This window comes from Corallococcus sp. bb12-1 (genome assembly GCF_026626765.1).
Taxonomy (GTDB): domain Bacteria; phylum Myxococcota; class Myxococcia; order Myxococcales; family Myxococcaceae; genus Corallococcus; species Corallococcus terminator.
Genome location: NZ_JAPNJZ010000012.1, coordinates 74697 through 90679, shown reverse-complemented (window position 1 = coordinate 90679; position 15983 = coordinate 74697). Strand labels below are relative to the sequence as shown.

Sequence of the window (15983 nt, the reverse complement as noted above, 5' to 3'; positions counted from 1 at the left end):
TGGAGGGTCTCCGGTGGGGGCGGCAGGCCGCTCCTTACACCGTTTCACGACGCGCCGCATCCACCGCTCAGCGGTGGGCGTGGGACTGGGCGCGCACGTGGCGTTCGGTGGGATAGCCCCCCGTCACCCAGGCGTGGAGCCCACCGGTGAGACACACGGCGTTGCGCCCCCGGAGTCTCAGCACGCGGCAGATGCGGCGGATGTCGGCGCAGTCCTGGGTGGTGCCACACAGGACGATGAGCTCGTCGTCCGGCAGCATCGCCAGGTCGCGGACGATCTCCGAGGCCGTCATGCGCAGCGCACCGGGGATGTGGATCTCGAACCGCTCCCAGTCCATCGCGTCCCGACAGTCCAGGACGAGCACATCCTCGTCCCCCAGACGCATGAACAGCTCATCGCAAATGATGGTGGGCTCCACCGGGGCCTCCCCGAGACGTCATGTTCCTTCGAACATGAACCCAGGGGGTTTTTCCCCTCTTCCCGCTCGACTGCTCGCTTGCTGACCGGGACAAGCCGGGAGGCACTCGCTTCAGAGCCCCAGTTGCTTGGCGATGATCTCGTTCATCACCTCGCTCGTGCCGCCGCCGATGGGGCCGAGCCGCGCATCGCGCCAGTGGCGCTGGATGTCGTACTCCATCATGTAGCCGGCGCCCCCGTGGAGTTGGAGGCACTCGTCGGCCACGCGGCAGCACGTCTCCGTGGCCACCTTCTTGGCCATGGAGGTCTGCGCGACGGCGTACTCGCCCGCCACGTGCAGGCGCAGCGCGTGGTAGGTGAGCTGACGCGCGCTCTCTCGGGCGGTGTACAGCTCCGCCAGCTTGTGGCGGATGACCTGGAACTGCCCCAGCGTCTGGCCGAAGGCACGGCGCTCCTTCACGTGCGCCAGCACCGTCTCCAGCATGTCGTCCATGGCGCCCACCGCGCCCAGGGCGAGCGACAGGCGCTCCCACTGGAAGTTGCCCATGATCTGCGAGAAGCCCTGCCCCTCCACCCCCAGCAGGTTCTCCGCCGGCACACGGCAGTCCTCGAAGAACAGCTCCGCCGTGTCCGACGCGCGCCAGCCCACCTTCTGGAGCTTCCGCCCCACGCCGAAGCCCGGCATGCCGCGCTCGACGACGAGCATGGACAGCCCCTTGTGGCCCCGCTCGGGGTCGGTCTTCACCGCCAGCACCACGAAGTCCGCCCGCACCCCGTTGGTGATGTACGTCTTGGAGCCGTTGACGACGTAGTGGTCGCCCTCGCGGCGGGCCGTGGTGCGCAGACCGGCCACGTCCGAACCTGCGTCCGGTTCGGTGATGCCCAGGGCGCCAATCTTCTCCCCCTGGATGGCCGGGGCCAGCCAGCGCTGCTTCTGGGCCTCCGTGCCGAACAGATGCAGCGGCCCCGTGGCGATGGTGAACTGCGCCCCCAGCCCGGCGGCCACGCCTCCGGAGCCGCACCGGCCCAGCTCCTCCAGGAGCACCGCCTCGTAGAGTTCGCCCGCGGCCGTGCCCCCTTGGGCCTCCGGGTACTTCAGCCCCAGGAAGCCCAGCTCGCCGAAGCGGCGGAAGAGCTCCCGGGGAAACTCCTCCTGCTCCTCCCACGCGTTCGCGAACGGGCGCAGTTCCTTGTCCACCACCGCCCGGACCGTCCGGCGGAAGGCTTCGTGCTCCTCAAGGAACACTCCATGGCCATGCAGCATCGTTTGCCGTCCCCTTGAATTCCGAGCCGCGGGCCCGGGGGCCTGACGCCCCGCGCCGCATGCTAGCGGGACGAGAAGCAGGGATGGATGCTGTTGCTTCCTTGACCGCATCGCACGGGGCTGCGTATAAACCCGGCCCCAACTACTTCCGGCGCCATAGCCAAGTGGTAAGGCAAAGGTCTGCAAAACCTTCATTCCCCGGTTCGAATCCGGGTGGCGCCTCTCAAGACAAAGGCCCGATGCGGAAGCAGCTTCCGCATCGGGCCTTCTGTTTTTCCAGCCGGGGAGGCGCTGGGAGCCCGACCTAGCAGCCCAGCTCCACCGCGCCGATGTCCGGGGCCGCGCCGCAGAAGGGCTGGCCCACGTCCAGGCCCTTGTCCTGGGCGGAGGGCGACGGGGCGAAGACGTCCGACACCGTCACGTCCCCGCCGTTGGAGGTGACGTCCCCGGTGGCGGCCTTGAAGGCGTCCAGGGCCACGAGCTTCCCGGTGTGCATGAACTGGGCGCCCGCAGGGTAGAGGTTGGAGCCCATCTGGAGGCCGGGGGCCTCGGCGCCCACGTCCACGGCCATGGGCGAATCCACGAGGTTGTTCTCCACGCGGAGCGACTCGGTGGGGCCGCCGGTGCCGTGGCCCAGGATGATGGCGGACTTCGCCCGGGTGATGGTGTTGTTGGCCACCACCGCGCCCTGGGAGTTCTCCAGGCGGATGGCCGTGCCCTCGCCGCCGCCCGCGTCGGTGATGTCGTGCAGGCGGTTGCGGCGCACGACGACGGACGTGGGCACGGGGCCCTCGTGGTTGCCACCCAGGGCGATGCCCTTGGAGGCGTCGTACAGCTCGTTGTCCTCCACCAGCACGTTCTTCGCCGAGTAGTGGATGACGAGCGCTTCGCCCTTGGCCGTGGCCGACGGCACGAAGCGGTGCATCCGGTTGTTGCGGATGGTGACGTCGTGGCACGTCTTGATGTCCACGGCGTTCTCCCGGTTGCCGAACAGGTGGTTGTTCTCCACCAGGACGCCCGTGGCGGGCGGCAGCGTGCTGAAGCCCTCGGGCCCCAGGCACTGCACGGAGTCACCGGAGTTGTCGTGGATGTCGTTGTTGCGCACCGTCACGTCGTAGGACGCCGGCTGCACGACGATGCCGTGCGAGTCCTGGTTGCCGGTGGTGCGCACGAAGTCGTGGATGTTGTTGTTCTCGATGGTGGGGCCGCGGGCGTTGTTGAACGTCGTGATGCCCGCCCCACCCGTCCCGTGGTGCAGCTCCGAATTGGCGAGCACCGTGCCCTGCACGTCGCCCTCGAAGCCGACGCCGAAGATGGGCTGCGACTGCACGTCGATGTCGAAGCCGTCGATGATCCAGTTCGGCCGGCGCACCTGGACGAGCGCGCCGGAGCCGCTGCCCGGCGTGAGCTTCGGGCGGCCCTCGCCCTGCAAGGTGATCTTCGCGTCGGGCGTGCCCGCCTGGACGTTCTCGCCCAACACGACGCGCTCCGCGTAGGTGCCCGCCAGCACGCGGACCCGGTCGCCAGGGGCGGCCTTGCCCACCGCCATGGCGATGGTGCGCAGCGGCGCGGCTTCCGTGCCCTCGGCTCCGTCGTTGCCGTTGGGAGACACCACCCAGTCGTGAACGGGCGTCGTCGCCGCGACGGCGGTCATCGCCTTGGCGCTGACAGAGGGCTGGGGACCGGGCCCCGCGATGGGGAGGTGGTCATCGTGCGCCGGCATCTGCGCGGCAGGCGTGTTGGCCACCGGCTGTACGCCGATGGGGGGCGCCGTGCCCGGGGCCGTGGTGGACTTCGTGACGGTGGGAGCGTTGGCGGTGGCCGCGGGCGGCTGGGTGGAGCCCGCCGGGTTGGATGACCCGCCCGAACTGGCGCCACAAGCGCTCATACTCAGGGCCAGGGTGCAGGCAGCCAGGGAGGTCGCCAGGGAGTTTCGCTTCGTCAAGCCGTTGCCTCCGTGAATTCGCATGAACAGGGGCAACGCATGGCGTCGGGCGTTCTATTCACTGCCGGTCATCCAGGGTGAGACGCGCCGCAGTGGAAGGGAGGACCGTGACGCCTGACCGCGCGGCGGCTACGGTGCCGCCCGCCGTGTCCAAAGCCGTCCTCCTCCTGACCGCCCTGCTGCTCGCCTCCTGCGCCACGCCAGCGCCCGCCCCCGCTCCCGCGACTCAAGGGCTGGGCGAACCGGAGGTCTCCTCGAACACGAAGCCCACCGCGCCCGCGAACATCGCCGACGCGGGCGTGTCGCTCACGACAGGGAGCGGGCTCCCGGATCCGCTCACCTCCGGGCTGCCCGGACCGCAGGACCTGAAGCGCCTGGACTTCCGCAACGGTGAACCCCACCTGCCCATCAAGCTGATGGAGGGCCGCGACGCGGTGACGTTCTCACCGCGCGGCCGGATGCGCCTGCGCTTCGGCGGACCGGACGACAAGATGCTGGATGCGCCCGCGGGCTCCCGGTGGACGGTGCGGGTGACGCAGGGCGAACCCGCGCAGTGGAGCGCGCGGCTGCAGTTGGGCGAGTTCCGGTTCGCGGACAAGGCGGGCCTGACCGAGGCGCAGGAGACGTGGCGCGCCCGGGGGCTCGCGGTGCGCACGCACACGCTGGGCTCGGTGTACGGCATCGCGGGGAAGGTCATCGACAACCGGCGCTACCTGCTCCTGGGTGACGAGGCCCTCTCGCCCCAGGCCGCCCAGGAGAAGCAGGCGGAGCTGCTGCGCCGCTACGGCCTGCGCACCACCCTCTTCGAGGAGGTCCGCAAGCCGTCGAGCGCCATCCTCGAGGTGAAGGATGAGAACGACGCGGTGGTGGGCCTCGCGCAGGACCGGCTGGACGCGGAGACGCCGGACGGCAGCGGCTTCGACGTGCGGCAGGTGGAGTACGGCGTGGGCTACGACTTCCACGCCTTCGAGGACCGCAGCTTCCGGGGTGCGATCCAGTTCGCCGTGGACCGCGCTGGCAAGCTCGCGGTGGTGAACGTGGTGCCGCTGGAGGAGCTGCTCAAGGGCCTGGTGCCGTCCGAAATCTTCGCGCGCGCGCACCCGGAGGCGCTCAAGGCCCAGGCCGTCACCGCGCGGGGCGAGGTGCTGGCGAAGGTGGGCATCAAGCATCTGGCGGATCCGTACCTGCTGTGCTCGGAGCAGCACTGCGCGGTGTACCGGGGCCGCACCGGAGAGGCGGCCAGCACCACCGCCGCGGTGGAGGCCACCCGGGGCGAGGCGCTCTTCAGCAAGGACGGGCGGCTGGTGGACTCCGTCTACAGCGCCGTGTGCGGCGGCCACTCCGAGGACAACGACGTCGTCTGGGGAGGCCCGCCCGACCCCAGCCTGCGCGGCCGGCCCGACCTGCTGGAAGCCGCGCCGGACGTGCCCAGGCCGTCCTCCCTCAAGGCGTGGCTGGCCGCTCCGGACGTGCCCGCCGCGTGCCGGCTGTCCAGCTTCGCCCAGCCGACGAAGTTCCGGTGGGAGAAGCGCTTCACGCAGGCCCAGGTGGACGCGCTCACGGAGAAGCTGGGCGTGGGGTCCATCCAGGCCTTGAGCCTCTCCGAGCGCGGGGTCTCCGGCCGGGCGAAGCTGCTCACCCTCGCCGGGCTGAAGGGCGCCACCCAGGTCCGGGGAGAGCTGAACATCCGGCGGCTCTTCGGGATGCTCAACAGCACCATGGCCACGGTGGACGCCGAGCGGGACGCCGAGGGCCGCCTCACCGGGTGGCTGTTCCGGGGCGGCGGCTGGGGCCACGGCGTGGGCATGTGTCAGACAGGCGCCATTGGCCGGGCGGAAGCCGGGCAGCGCTATCCGGAGATCCTGCGCTACTACTTCAACGGCGCGGAGGTCGCCCCCATCTACTGAGGCGGAGAGGACAATTCGTGCGCATCCAATGCCGGGAACGCGAATCTCTTCGAGGCTTCTGGTGTTGTGGGCCGCACGTTCGGGACTGAAGAGGCGGTCCGGAGGTTTATCATCAGGCCGTGGGCAAGGGTTCCTCGACAGACTGGCGGGAGCGGCGCAAGAAGCGCATGCCGTGGCGCTATCTGGTGGCGGCCGTCCTGGCGCTGCTGGGGCAGGCCGCCGTCGTGGGCTTCGTGCTCCTGGCGTCCCTCCTCCAGACGAACCTGGCCGGTGAGAAGCGCCCCACGCCCCGGCCCACGTCGGTGGCGGTGCGGCCCCTCACGTCGGACCAGTGGGCGAAGAACCGGGGCCCCACGTCCCCCCAGGTGAAGCCCCGCCCCACCGAGAAGCGCGAGCCCAAGGAAGAGAAGAAGCCGGAGGAGACCAAACCCCAGGGCCAGGTGGTGGACGTGGCGCCGGGAAATGATCAGGTGTCCCCGGACGCGAAGTACCTGGCGGAGAGCAACAACACCGTCCAGAAGGAGACGCGCGCCAAGGAGCAGACGGCCAACTACCGCAACGCCATGCCCCAGCGGACTGCGCCCCAGAAGCAGGAGGGCGCGCAGCAGGATCAGGTGCAGCCGCCGCGCGTGTCGGGCAACAACGGCCAGGGCGCGGACGACAAGCCCCAGACGCAGGGCGGCCAGAAGCCCTCCTTCGAGATGCCGGAGACGCGCCGCAAGCAGGAGATCGCCATGAAGACGGATCCGCGCGAGCAAGGTCCGGGCATGGCGGTGAAGAACCAGTCGGAGAGCCACTCCACCCCGGGCAATGCGAAGCGCCTGCGCATCCAGCCCGGCCAGGGCGACACCAACGAGGAGGACGGCTCCACCGGCCGCACCGGTTCGCCGGGGCTGGCCACGCTGATGCCGTCGCAGGCCGCGATGGACCGGGTGGTGGGCGCGGCGCCCAACGACATGCTCCGCGACCAGGAGGAAGGCGACGGCACCTTCCTCAACACGCGCGAGTGGAAGTACGCGAGCTTCTTCAACCGCGTGAAGCAGAGCGTGGGGATGCACTGGAACCCCAACGAGCAGCTGCGCGTGCGCGACCCGACGGGCAACATCTACTCCGGGCGCGACCGGCAGACGCTGCTCAGCATCACCCTGGACGAGCGCGGCGCGGTGAAGGACATCCAGGTGGAGAAGAGCAGCGGCCTGGACTTCCTGGACATGGAGGCGGTGGCGTCCTTCAAGCGCGCCCAACCCTTCCCCAACCCGCCCTCCGGCCTGTTGACCCAGGACGCGACGGTGCGCTTCCAGTTCGGCTTCTTCCTGGAAATGGGCGGCGGCCCCCGGATGCGGCTCTTCCGCCAGTAGCCGCACCGTCCGGCGTCGGGCACCCGGACCCACCAGGGCCTCGCGCCCGGCAAGCGGGGGCACTACCCTGCCCCGCCGTGGAAGCCACCTTCGTCGACCGAACCGCCGCGCTCCAGGACCGCAACCGCAAGGTCCGCTTCGTCCTGCTGGCCATCCTCGTGGCCAACTGGGTGGTGGCCGTCGCCAAGCTCGTCTTCGGGTTGATGGCCCACTCCGCGTCGGTGACGGCGGACGGGTTGCACTCGTTCATCGACGGCGGCTCCAACGTGCTGGGGCTGGTGGCGATGGGCGTGGCCTCCCAGCCGGCGGACGCGGACCACCCCTACGGCCACGGCAAGTTCGAAGCGCTCGCGTCGCTGGGCATCGGCGCGATGATTGGCGTGGGCATGCTGGAGCTGGGGCGCATGGCGTTCGATTCGCTCCTTCACGACAAGCACCCGACGGTGACGGCGACGATGGCGGGGGTGATGGTCTTCACGCTCCTCATCAACCTGGTCGTCACGCGCGTGGAGCGACACTACGGCGAGAAGTACAAGAGCGCGCTCTTGCTCGCGGACGCGAAGCACACGCTGTCGGACGTGTTCGTGAGCATCGCGGTGCTCATCTCCATTGGCCTCGTGGCGCTGGGCTTCCCGCGCGCGGACGGGCTCATCGCGCTGGGCGTGATGGTCTTCGTCGCGTGGGTGGCCTACGGCATCGTCCGGCAGGCGGTGGGCATCCTCTCCGACACGGCGCGCTTGGACCCCGCGCAGGTGTCCCAGCACACGCTGGCGGTGTCCGGCGTGCGCTCGTGCCGCAACGTGCGCAGCCGGGGCATGGAGGAGAGCGTCTACGTGGACCTGAAGATTGAAGTGGACCCCCAGCTCACCACCGCGCAGGCCCACGAAGTGGCGGACCAGGTGGAGCAGACACTGCACGGCGCCTACCCGCAGGTGGTGGACGTCGTCGTGCACGTGGAGCCCGCCGGGCACCGCTGAAAACACGAGGGCCGCCTTCCCATGGATTCAGGAAGACGGCCCCGGTGCTGACAGCGTGAGAGACGACCCGAGCGCCTAGGCGACCTGCTGCGAGGGCGACGCGTAGTCCTCGATGGGCGGGCACGAGCACACGAGCTTCCGGTCCCCGAGCACGTTGTTGAGGCGACCCACGGACGGCCAGAACTTGTTGTCGCGAACCCACGGCGTGGGGAACACGGCCTGCTCGCGGGTGTAGGGGCGGTTCCACTCCGGCGCGGTGAGCGTGCGCGCGGTGTGCGGCGCGTTCTTGAGGAGGTTGTTGTCCTTGGGCGAACGGCCCTCCTCCACGTCGCGGATCTCCTGGCGGATGGCGATCATCGCGTCGCAGAAGCGATCCAACTCCGCCTTGGACTCGCTCTCCGTGGGTTCAATCATCAGCGTGCCCGCCACCGGGAACGACACGGTGGGCGCGTGGAAGCCGTAGTCCATGAGCCGCTTGGCGACATCCTCCACCTCCACGCCCGCGGTCTTCTTGAGCGGACGCAGGTCCACGATGCACTCGTGGGCCACTCGGCCGCGCTTGCCCCGGTAGAGCACCGGGTAGTGCGGCTGGAGGCGCTCGGCGATGTAGTTGGCGTTGAGGATGGCCAGCTTCGTCGCCTCCGTGAGGCCCTCGCCGCCCATCATCTGCACGTACATCCAGGAGATGAGCAGGATGCTGGCGCTGCCCCACGGCGCCGCGGAGATGGCGCCGATGGCGTCCGCCCCGCCCGTCTGGATGACCGGGTGTCCGGGCAGGAACTTCACCAGGTGGCTTGCCACGCAGATGGGGCCCATGCCCGGTCCACCGCCGCCGTGCGGGATGCAGAACGTCTTGTGCAGGTTGATGTGGCACACGTCCGCGCCAACGTGGCCCGGCGCGGTGAGCCCCACCTGCGCGTTGAGGTTGGCGCCGTCCATGTACACCTGACCGCCGCGCTCGTGGGTGATGGCGCAAATTTCGCGGATCTCCTCCTCGAACACGCCGTGCGTGGACGGGTACGTCACCATCAGCGCGGCCAGCCGGTCCTTGTACTCGTCCGCGCGGGCCTTCAGGTCCGTAAGGTCGATGTTGCCGTTCTCGTCGCACTTCGTGACGACGACCTGGTAGCCGGCCATCACCGCGGAGGCCGGGTTGGTGCCGTGCGCGGAGGACGGGATGAGGCACACGTCGCGGTGCCCCTGCCCACGCGCCTGGTGGTACGCGCGGATGACGAGCAGGCCCGCGTACTCACCCTGGCTGCCCGCGTTGGGCTGGAGCGAGCACCCGGCGAAGCCCGTCACCTGCGACAGCGCGTGCTCCAGCTGCTCGAAGATGACCTTGTAGCCGGCCGCCTGCGAGGTGGGCGCGAACGGGTGCAGCTTGCTGAACTGCGGCCACGTCACCGGGATCATCTCCGCGGTGGCGTTGAGCTTCATGGTGCAGCTGCCCAGCGGAATCATGGAGTGCGTGAGCGACAGGTCCTTCGCCTCCAGCCGCCGCACGTACCGCAGCATCTCCGTCTCGGAGTGGTAGCGGTTGAAGATGGGGTGCGTGAGGAACGCGCTCTTGCGGCGCACCTCGGGGACCAGCGGGCTCTCCAGATTGGCGGCCACGTCCTCCAGCACCACCGGCTGCGCGGACTTGTTCGCGCCCTGGATGAAGGCCGTGAGGATGTCCTCCACGTCCTTGGCGCGCGTCGTCTCGTCCAGCGCCAGGCCCAGCGTCTTGTCGTCGATGCGGCGGAAGTTCATCTTCGCGCCCTCGGCGGCGGCCAGCACGCCGCGCACCTGCGCCGTGGTCAGCTCCACGCGCAGCGTGTCGAAGAACTGCTCGTGGCGCGGCTTGAAGCCCAGCTTCGCGAGGCCCCGCGCGAGCACCGTCGCGAGCCCGTGCACGCGCTCCGCGATGGCCTTGAGGCCGTCCGGCCCGTGGTAGACGGCGTACATGCCGGCCATCACCGCCAGCAGCACCTGCGCGGTGCAGATGTTGCTCGTCGCCTTCTCGCGGCGGATGTGCTGCTCGCGCGTCTGCAGCGCCATGCGCAGCGCGGGCAGGCCCTGCGAATCCTCGGACACGCCGATGAGGCGGCCCGGCATCACGCGGGTGTAGGCGTTCTTCGTGGCGAAGAAGGCGGCGTGCGGGCCGCCGTAGCCCAGCGGCACGCCGAAGCGCTGCGCGGTGCCCACCGCCACGTCCGCGCCGAACTCGCCGGGCGGCGTGAGCAGCGTGAGGCTCAGCAGATCCGCCGCGACGACGAGCAGACCGCCCACCCCGTGCACCTTCTCGGCGAAGGCGCGGTAGTCATGCACCACGCCATCGGTGGCCGGGTACTGCACCAGCGCTCCGAAGAACTTCTTCGCGGACAGGTCCACCGTGCGGTGGTCGCCCACGACGACCTCCACGCCCAGCGGCAGCGCGCGCGTGCGCACCACGTCCAGCGTCTGCGGATGGCAGGCGTCGGACACGAAGAACGCCGCGCCCTTGATATCGCCCTTCACCGAGTGCAGCGCGAGGCCCATGGCCTCCGCCGCGGCGGTGCCTTCATCGAGCAGCGAGGCGTTCGCCACCTCCATGCCGGTGAGGTCCGTCACCATCGTCTGGAAGTTGAGCAGCGCCTCCAGCCGGCCCTGGGCGATCTCCGCCTGGTAGGGCGTGTACTGGGTGTACCAGCCCGGGTTCTGGAAGATGTTGCGCAGGATGACGTTGGGGACGTGGGTGTCGTGGTAGCCCATGCCGATGAAGGACCGGAACACCTGGTTCTTCGCGGCGATGGTCTCCAGCTGCGCCAGGACCTCCATCTCACCCCGGCCGGCGGGCAGCCGCAGCGGCTCTGGCGAACGGATGACCGGCGGCACGGTGGACTCGATAAAGGCGTCCAGCGAGTCCACGCCCAGCGTGGACAGCATCTGCTTCACTTCAGGAGTCTCCGGACCGATGTGCCGGCCGGCGAAGGACTCCTGGTACTTCCAGTTCAAGGACATGTCGGAAGGGCTCGCGGGAGGTGCGGAAGGGGTCGGCGTCCGAGCAGGTCGGGGCCTCGTGGAGCGTCACTAACAACCGGGACGCGCCACTTCTTGCGCGAAGGACTACTTGGCGATTTCGCCGTATGCGGCGGCGTCCAGGAGCTTGCCTACCTGCTCGGGGTCCGAGGGCTCGATCTCAACGATCCAGCCCTGCCCGTACGGGTCGCTGTTGATGAGGGACGAGTTGTCGGTGAGGGCGGCGTTCACGTTGACCACCTTGCCGCTCAGGGGCGCGAACAGGTCCGACACGGCCTTGGTGGACTCGATGACGCCGAACTGCTTGCCCTCGACCAGCAGGGTGCCGATCTTCGGCAGCTCCACGTAGACCACGTCGCCCAGCGCTTCCTGCGCGTGATGGGTGACGCCCACCACCACGGACCTGGCCTCGACGCGGGCCCACTCGTGTTCCTTCGTGTACTTCAGGTTCTGCGGGATGGAATCGGACATGGAGGTTGCTCCTCGCGAAGGTGCGGAGGGATGGAAGGGAATCAGGACTTCTTCAGGAAGGGGGTCTTCACGACGACCGCGGGCACGGCGCGGCCGCGGATCTCCACGTCGAAGGTGGAGCCCTCGGTGGACAGCGCGGCGGGCACGTAGCCCATGCCGATGGGCTTCTTCACGGTGGGGCCCTGCGTGCCGCTGGTGACTTCGCCCACGCGGGCGCCGTCCTTGAGGATGGGGTAGCCGTGACGGGGGATGCCGGCGCCGGTCAATTCGAAGCCCACGAGCTTGCGCTGCACGCCCGCGGCCTTCTGCGCGACGAGCGCATCCTTGCCGATGAAGCCCCCGGCCTTGTCCAGCTTGACGATCCACCCCAGGCCCGCTTCCAGGGCGGTGTGGGCATCGTCGATGTCGTTGCCGTACAGCGCGTACTTCATCTCCGTGCGCAGCGAGTCACGCGCGCCCAGGCCGCAGGCCTTCACGCCGTCCGGCTGGCCGGCCTCCATGAGCGCGTCCCAGAGCTTCACCGCGTCGTCGGTGGCGCAGTACAGCTCGAAGCCGTCCTCACCGGTGTAGCCCGTGCGGGAGATGATGGACTTCACGCCCGCGACCTCCCCTTCGGTGAAGCGGTAGGTGCCGACCTTGGACAGGTCCGCCTTCGTCAGCCGCTGCACGAGGCCAAAGGCCTTGGGGCCCTGGACGGCGATCTGCGCGAAGTCGTCCCCCCGGTCCACCGGCGTCACGCCCTCCGCCCGCGCCTTCATCCAGGCGAAGTCCTTCTCGCGGTTGCTGGAGTTGACGCAGATGAGGATGTGCTCCGGGCTGAAGCGGTAGGCGACGACGTCGTCCACGAAACCGCCCAGGTCGTTGAGCAGGCCCGCGTAGACGGCCTGTCCGTCCTGGATGCGCCCCAGGTCGTTGGAGATGAGCCGGTTCACCGTCTCCAGCGCGCCGGGGCCCCGGAACTCCACCTCGCCCATGTGGGACACGTCGAAGAGGCCGACGGCGGTGCGCACGGCTTCGTGCTCGGCGATGACGGAGCTGTACTGCACCGGCATGTCCCAACCGACGAAGTCGACCATCCGGGCCCCCAGGTTTCGATGGGCCTCGTTGAGGGGCGTGCGCCGGGTCATTGACTTCTCCATGGCAGGGGTGGCGAAACGGCGCGGACTATAGCGACGCACCTTCTCCGATCAAGGCCGACGCGGAAGGGTCTAAACTGCTCCGGACATGAAGATCCGCAACTGCCTCAATCCCTCCCAGCCGTGCTTCTCGTTCGAGTTTTTTCCTCCCAAGACGGACGCGGGCGTGGCCTCGCTCCTGCGCACGGTGGAGGAGCTGGCACCGCTGAATCCGGGGTTCGTGTCGGTGACGTACGGGGCGGGCGGGAGCACCCGGGACCGGACGGTGGACCTGGTGACGCACATCAAGAAGCACACCGGCATCGAGGCCATGGCGCACCTGACGTGCGTGGGCCACGACCGGGACGAGCTTCGTGACGTGCTGCGCCGGCTCGACGCGGCGCGCATCGAGAACCTGCTCCTGTTGCGCGGGGATCCGCCGCTGGGGCAGCAGACCTACGAACCGGTGCCGGGCGGCTTCCGCTACGCGGAGGAGCTGGTGCGATTCGTCCGAGAAGAGGATTTCAACTTCTGCCTGGGGGGTGCGTGCTATCCGGAGGGCCACGTGGAGACGGCTTCACGCGAGGACGACCTCAAGCACCTGAAGGCGAAGGTGGATGCGGGGATGGACTTCGTGGTGACGCAGCTCTTCTTCGACAACGCCTTCTATTTCGACTTCGTGGAGCGGGCGCGGCGGGCGGGCATCAACGTCCCCATCGTCCCCGGCATCATGCCCATCACCAACTATGAGCAGGTCCAGCGCTTCACGCGCATGTGCGGCGCCACGGTGCCCATGCGACTGGCGTTGCAGATGGAGCGCGTGAAGGATCAACCGGACGCGGTGGTGCAGTTGGGCGTCGCGCACGCCACGGTGCAGTGCATGGAGCTCTTGGCTCGCGGCGTGCCGGGCATCCACTTCTACACGCTCAACAAGTCCCCCGCGACGCGGATGATCGTCAGCGCGCTGAGGGCCCGCTCATGAGCGGCCCGGGACCGCAGTTGCAGCCGGGGGATCCGCGCCAGAGGGTGTTCCTGATGGTGCGCTTCCCGGCGTTCTTCCAGCTCATCGTGGGCGTGCTGCACATCGTCTTCAGCCTGCTGGCGGCGGTGCTCGCGGCGCTCAAGGTGGCCTCCCCCTTCTCCGCTCCGGGCCAAGCGCCCGCGGTGCTGGATTTCACGCTGGGCTTCACGCTGGCCATCGTGTGCGGCGTGCTCTGCGGGGTGCTGGCCGTCTGGGGCGCCTGGAGCGCGATGAACCTCAAGGGGTACGGGCTCGCCATGGTGGGCGCCATCTGCGCCATGTACACACTGACGCCCGGGTGCTTCGTGGGGGTGCCGGTGGCGACGTGGATGCTCTTCACGCTGCGCCGGGACGGAGTGCGCGAGGCCTTCGAGCCATGAGCCCCCGCGCCGTGCGCACGGTGCGCTTCCTGCTGACGGGCGTGGGGCACGTGGGCGTGCCCCTGCTGGAGATCCTCCAGTCGCGCGCGTCGCTGCTGATGGAGCGCTACCGGCTGGAGCTGCTGCCGGTGGGAATGGCGGACTCCGGCGGGGCCGCGGTGTCACCGCACGGGTTGGACGTGGCGGCGGTGCTGGCGGCGAAGCGGGCGAAGTGTTCGGTGGCGTCGCTGCCGGTGGTGGGCCGTCCGGGGATGACCGGGCAGGCGCTGGTGCGCGAGGTGAAGGCGGACCTGCTCCTGGAGGCCACGCCCACGAGCCTGAAGGACGGGCAGCCCGGGCTGGACATCACGCGGGACGCGTTGATGCGGGGCATTCCAGCGGTGCTCGCGAGCAAGGGGCCGCTGGTGCTGGGTTACCAGGAGCTGGCGGCGCTGAGCGACCTGGAGTCACCGGGCCGGCCTCCCTTGCGCTTCAGTGGCGCGGCGGGAGCGGCGATGCCGCTGGTGACGATGGGCATGCGGGACCTGGCCCTGGGGAAGCTGGGCCGGTTCGAGGGCGTGCTGAACTGCACCAGCCAACTGCTCCTGAGCCGGATGGCGGAGGGCCGGACATACGATGCGGCGCTGGAGGAAGCGCAGGCGCTGGGCATCGCGGAGCCGGATCCGTCGCTGGACGTGGACGGCTGGGACACGGCGAGCAAGCTGGTCATCCTGGCCAACGCGGTGATGCGCGTGCCCACGACGCTGAAGGACGTGTCGGTAACGGGGATGCGTGGCGTGACGCGCGCGGAGCAGGACGCGGCGCGGGCGAAGGGCGGGCAGGTGCTGCTGCTGGCGCGCGCGGAGCCGCTGGGCGCTGGCCGGTGGGAGTGGAGCGTGCGGCCCACCGTCGTGGATGCGGCCCATCCCCTGTCCCGGCTGGGCGCGATGGAGATGGGCGCGGTGTTCCGCAGCGACCTCCACGGCGTGAACACGATCATCAACGCGGAGCAGGGCGCCCGGGGCACGGGCGCCGCGATGCTGAAGGACGTGCTGGGAATCTTCCCGGACTGAGGCTCGCGGTCAGGGAGCGGACTTCAGCAACCGGGCGAGGAGCGGTTCCACCAGCTCCTCGCCGCGCAGCATTGAACGCCAGCGGTGCGGGATCCCCTTCAGGCCGTACTGGAGGCCCGCGATGCCACCCGCCACCGCCGCCGTGGTGTCCGTGTCGTGGCCCAGCCGGATGGCTGCCTTGACGACCTCCTCGAAGGTGCGGCCCTGCGCCACGCAGTCCCGGGCGGAGCGCAGGCAGTCCACGACGTAGCCACTCCCCTTCCCTGGCGTCAGGTCCTCCGGACGGATGTGCGTGTCCAGCTCCGCTCGCGCGGGGAACTCCTCCGGGTACAGAGCGCGAAAGGTGGCCACGGCCTCCGTCCACGGGTCCGCCGCGCCTTCCAATATCCGGCGCGCCCAGAGGCAGTACACCGCGCAGCACACCTGCGAGCGCAGGTGCCCATGCGTGACGCGCGACTGCGCCATCGCATCCGAGGCCAGCGCCGCATCCGTGCCCCGGTGCCACAGCGCCAGGGGCAGCACGCGCATCAGTGAGCCGTTGCCGTTGTCCTTCTCTCCATCCGGCCCGGCGAGCAGCGCGGGAGCACCATCCCGGAGCCTTCCCAGCGCGTTGCGCGTCTGGATGCCCACGTCGAACACCTCACCGTCCACGGCGAGGTATCCCCATTCGTACCAGTTCACCAGACGCCGACCCAGGTCCTCACAGTCGAGCCGCGTCTGGTAGGTCAGCGAATCCAGCAGGCACAGTGCATGGGCGCCATCATCCGACCAGGTGCCGGGCGGTACGCCATCGTGCGCACGGTCGAACCCCGGGGGCGGTGTGTACTCGATGGCCTCCGGCGGTGGAATCCTTTCAGGACCGTGAAACTCATACGGGACGCCCAGGGCATCACCAATGAGCAGGCCATACAGCCCTCCCGACAGGTGCTCTTCGCGGCTCATCATTCCAACCTCTTTAATCCAGGGGGCGCCCGTCGAAAACCTCTCCTGACAGCGAATTTTCCAATCTCACGCTCATCCCCAAGGGTGCGCCCGCATGTCTCGCGATAGCGAGGAAATACAGGCTACACTTCGCT

The 15983-nt window shown here is 69.3% G+C and carries 13 protein-coding genes and 1 tRNA gene; 7 read left to right on the top strand and 7 right to left on the bottom strand.

Features of this window, described 5'->3' with window-relative positions; genetic code table 11:
• Positions 1-67: 67 nt before the first annotated feature.
• Together OV208_RS15840 and OV208_RS15835 are read right to left on the bottom strand one after the other, a co-directional pair.
• Complete coding sequence (locus tag OV208_RS15840) at positions 68-418, bottom strand: rhodanese-like domain-containing protein (protein WP_267574677.1); 351 nt, start codon at positions 416-418, stop codon at positions 68-70.
• Positions 419-529: 111 nt separating this feature from the next.
• Positions 530-1681, bottom strand: a complete 1152-nt coding sequence (locus OV208_RS15835; RefSeq protein WP_267574676.1) for an acyl-CoA dehydrogenase family protein — start codon at positions 1679-1681, stop codon at positions 530-532.
• 150 nt (positions 1682-1831) lie between these two features.
• Here OV208_RS15835 and OV208_RS15830 point away from each other — a divergent pair.
• A tRNA-Cys gene (locus OV208_RS15830) sits at positions 1832-1903 on the top strand.
• An 82-nt stretch (positions 1904-1985) separates the two neighbouring features.
• On the opposite strand, the gene OV208_RS15825 is transcribed toward OV208_RS15830, so the two are convergent.
• A complete protein-coding gene (locus tag OV208_RS15825; protein ID WP_267574675.1) occupies positions 1986-3650 on the bottom strand; it encodes a right-handed parallel beta-helix repeat-containing protein in 1665 nt (554 codons plus the stop codon).
• An 83-nt stretch (positions 3651-3733) separates the two neighbouring features.
• Here OV208_RS15825 and OV208_RS15820 point away from each other — a divergent pair, with 83 nt between their 5' ends.
• The 3 genes from OV208_RS15820 to OV208_RS15810 all read left to right on the top strand — a co-directional run bounded on the left by OV208_RS15820 (position 3734) and on the right by OV208_RS15810 (position 7868).
• Complete coding sequence (locus tag OV208_RS15820; RefSeq protein ID WP_267574674.1) at positions 3734-5533, top strand: SpoIID/LytB domain-containing protein; 1800 nt, start codon at positions 3734-3736, stop codon at positions 5531-5533.
• A 119-nt stretch (positions 5534-5652) separates the two neighbouring features.
• Positions 5653-6891 (top strand): energy transducer TonB, encoded by a 1239-nt coding sequence (locus OV208_RS15815; RefSeq protein ID WP_267574673.1) that lies wholly within the window; start codon positions 5653-5655, stop codon positions 6889-6891.
• A gap of 77 nt (positions 6892-6968) precedes the next feature.
• Positions 6969-7868 (top strand): cation diffusion facilitator family transporter, encoded by a 900-nt coding sequence (locus OV208_RS15810; protein ID WP_267574672.1) that lies wholly within the window; start codon positions 6969-6971, stop codon positions 7866-7868.
• 75 nt (positions 7869-7943) lie between these two features.
• On the opposite strand, the gene gcvP is transcribed toward OV208_RS15810, so the two are convergent.
• The 3 genes from gcvP to gcvT form a co-directional block, all read right to left on the bottom strand.
• A complete protein-coding gene (gcvP, locus tag OV208_RS15805) occupies positions 7944-10850 on the bottom strand; it encodes an aminomethyl-transferring glycine dehydrogenase (protein ID WP_267574671.1) in 2907 nt (968 codons plus the stop codon).
• 105 nt (positions 10851-10955) lie between these two features.
• Positions 10956-11339, bottom strand: coding sequence for a glycine cleavage system protein GcvH (gene gcvH / locus OV208_RS15800; protein WP_267574670.1), 384 nt, complete (start codon positions 11337-11339; stop codon positions 10956-10958).
• Between the two features lie 41 nt (positions 11340-11380).
• The gene (gene gcvT, locus OV208_RS15795) at positions 11381-12466 is read right to left on the bottom strand and encodes a glycine cleavage system aminomethyltransferase GcvT (RefSeq protein WP_267574669.1); all 1086 of its coding nucleotides are present in this window, start codon (positions 12464-12466) and stop codon (positions 11381-11383) included.
• Positions 12467-12563: 97 nt separating this feature from the next.
• Between gcvT and metF the strand changes: the two genes are divergently transcribed.
• From metF to OV208_RS15780, 3 genes are read left to right on the top strand one after another with little or no spacing between them, the layout of a single operon-like run.
• Positions 12564-13436, top strand: coding sequence for a methylenetetrahydrofolate reductase [NAD(P)H] (gene metF / locus OV208_RS15790; RefSeq protein ID WP_267574668.1), 873 nt, complete (start codon positions 12564-12566; stop codon positions 13434-13436).
• Positions 13433-13855, top strand: a complete 423-nt coding sequence (locus OV208_RS15785; protein ID WP_267574667.1) for a hypothetical protein — start codon at positions 13433-13435, stop codon at positions 13853-13855. Before metF ends, OV208_RS15785 begins: the two co-directional genes overlap by 4 nt.
• On the top strand, positions 13852-14907 hold the full coding sequence (locus tag OV208_RS15780) for a hypothetical protein (RefSeq protein ID WP_267574666.1): 1056 nt from the start codon (positions 13852-13854) through the stop codon (positions 14905-14907). Before OV208_RS15785 ends, OV208_RS15780 begins: the two co-directional genes overlap by 4 nt.
• Before the next feature lie 9 nt (positions 14908-14916).
• On the opposite strand, the gene OV208_RS15775 is transcribed toward OV208_RS15780, so the two are convergent.
• Positions 14917-15852, bottom strand: a complete 936-nt coding sequence (locus OV208_RS15775) for an ADP-ribosylglycohydrolase family protein (protein ID WP_267574665.1) — start codon at positions 15850-15852, stop codon at positions 14917-14919.
• Between the last annotated feature and the right edge of the window lie 131 nt (positions 15853-15983).

Bases quoted from the DNA above. Each gene is read 5' to 3' on its own strand.
- OV208_RS15835 (WP_267574676.1), bottom strand. From the start codon at position 1,681: ATGCTGCATGGCCATGGAGTGTTCCTTGAGGAGCACGAAGCCTTCCGC.
- OV208_RS15825 (WP_267574675.1), bottom strand. From the start codon at position 3,650: ATGCGAATTCACGGAGGCAACGGCTTGACGAAGCGAAACTCCCTGGCG.
- gcvP (WP_267574671.1), bottom strand. From the start codon at position 10,850: ATGTCCTTGAACTGGAAGTACCAGGAGTCCTTCGCCGGCCGGCACATC.
- gcvH (WP_267574670.1), bottom strand. From the start codon at position 11,339: ATGTCCGATTCCATCCCGCAGAACCTGAAGTACACGAAGGAACACGAG.
- gcvT (WP_267574669.1), bottom strand. From the start codon at position 12,466: ATGACCCGGCGCACGCCCCTCAACGAGGCCCATCGAAACCTGGGGGCC.
- metF (WP_267574668.1), top strand. From the start codon at position 12,564: ATGAAGATCCGCAACTGCCTCAATCCCTCCCAGCCGTGCTTCTCGTTC.
- OV208_RS15785 (WP_267574667.1), top strand. From the start codon at position 13,433: ATGAGCGGCCCGGGACCGCAGTTGCAGCCGGGGGATCCGCGCCAGAGG.
- OV208_RS15780 (WP_267574666.1), top strand. From the start codon at position 13,852: ATGAGCCCCCGCGCCGTGCGCACGGTGCGCTTCCTGCTGACGGGCGTG.
- OV208_RS15775 (WP_267574665.1), bottom strand. From the start codon at position 15,852: ATGATGAGCCGCGAAGAGCACCTGTCGGGAGGGCTGTATGGCCTGCTC.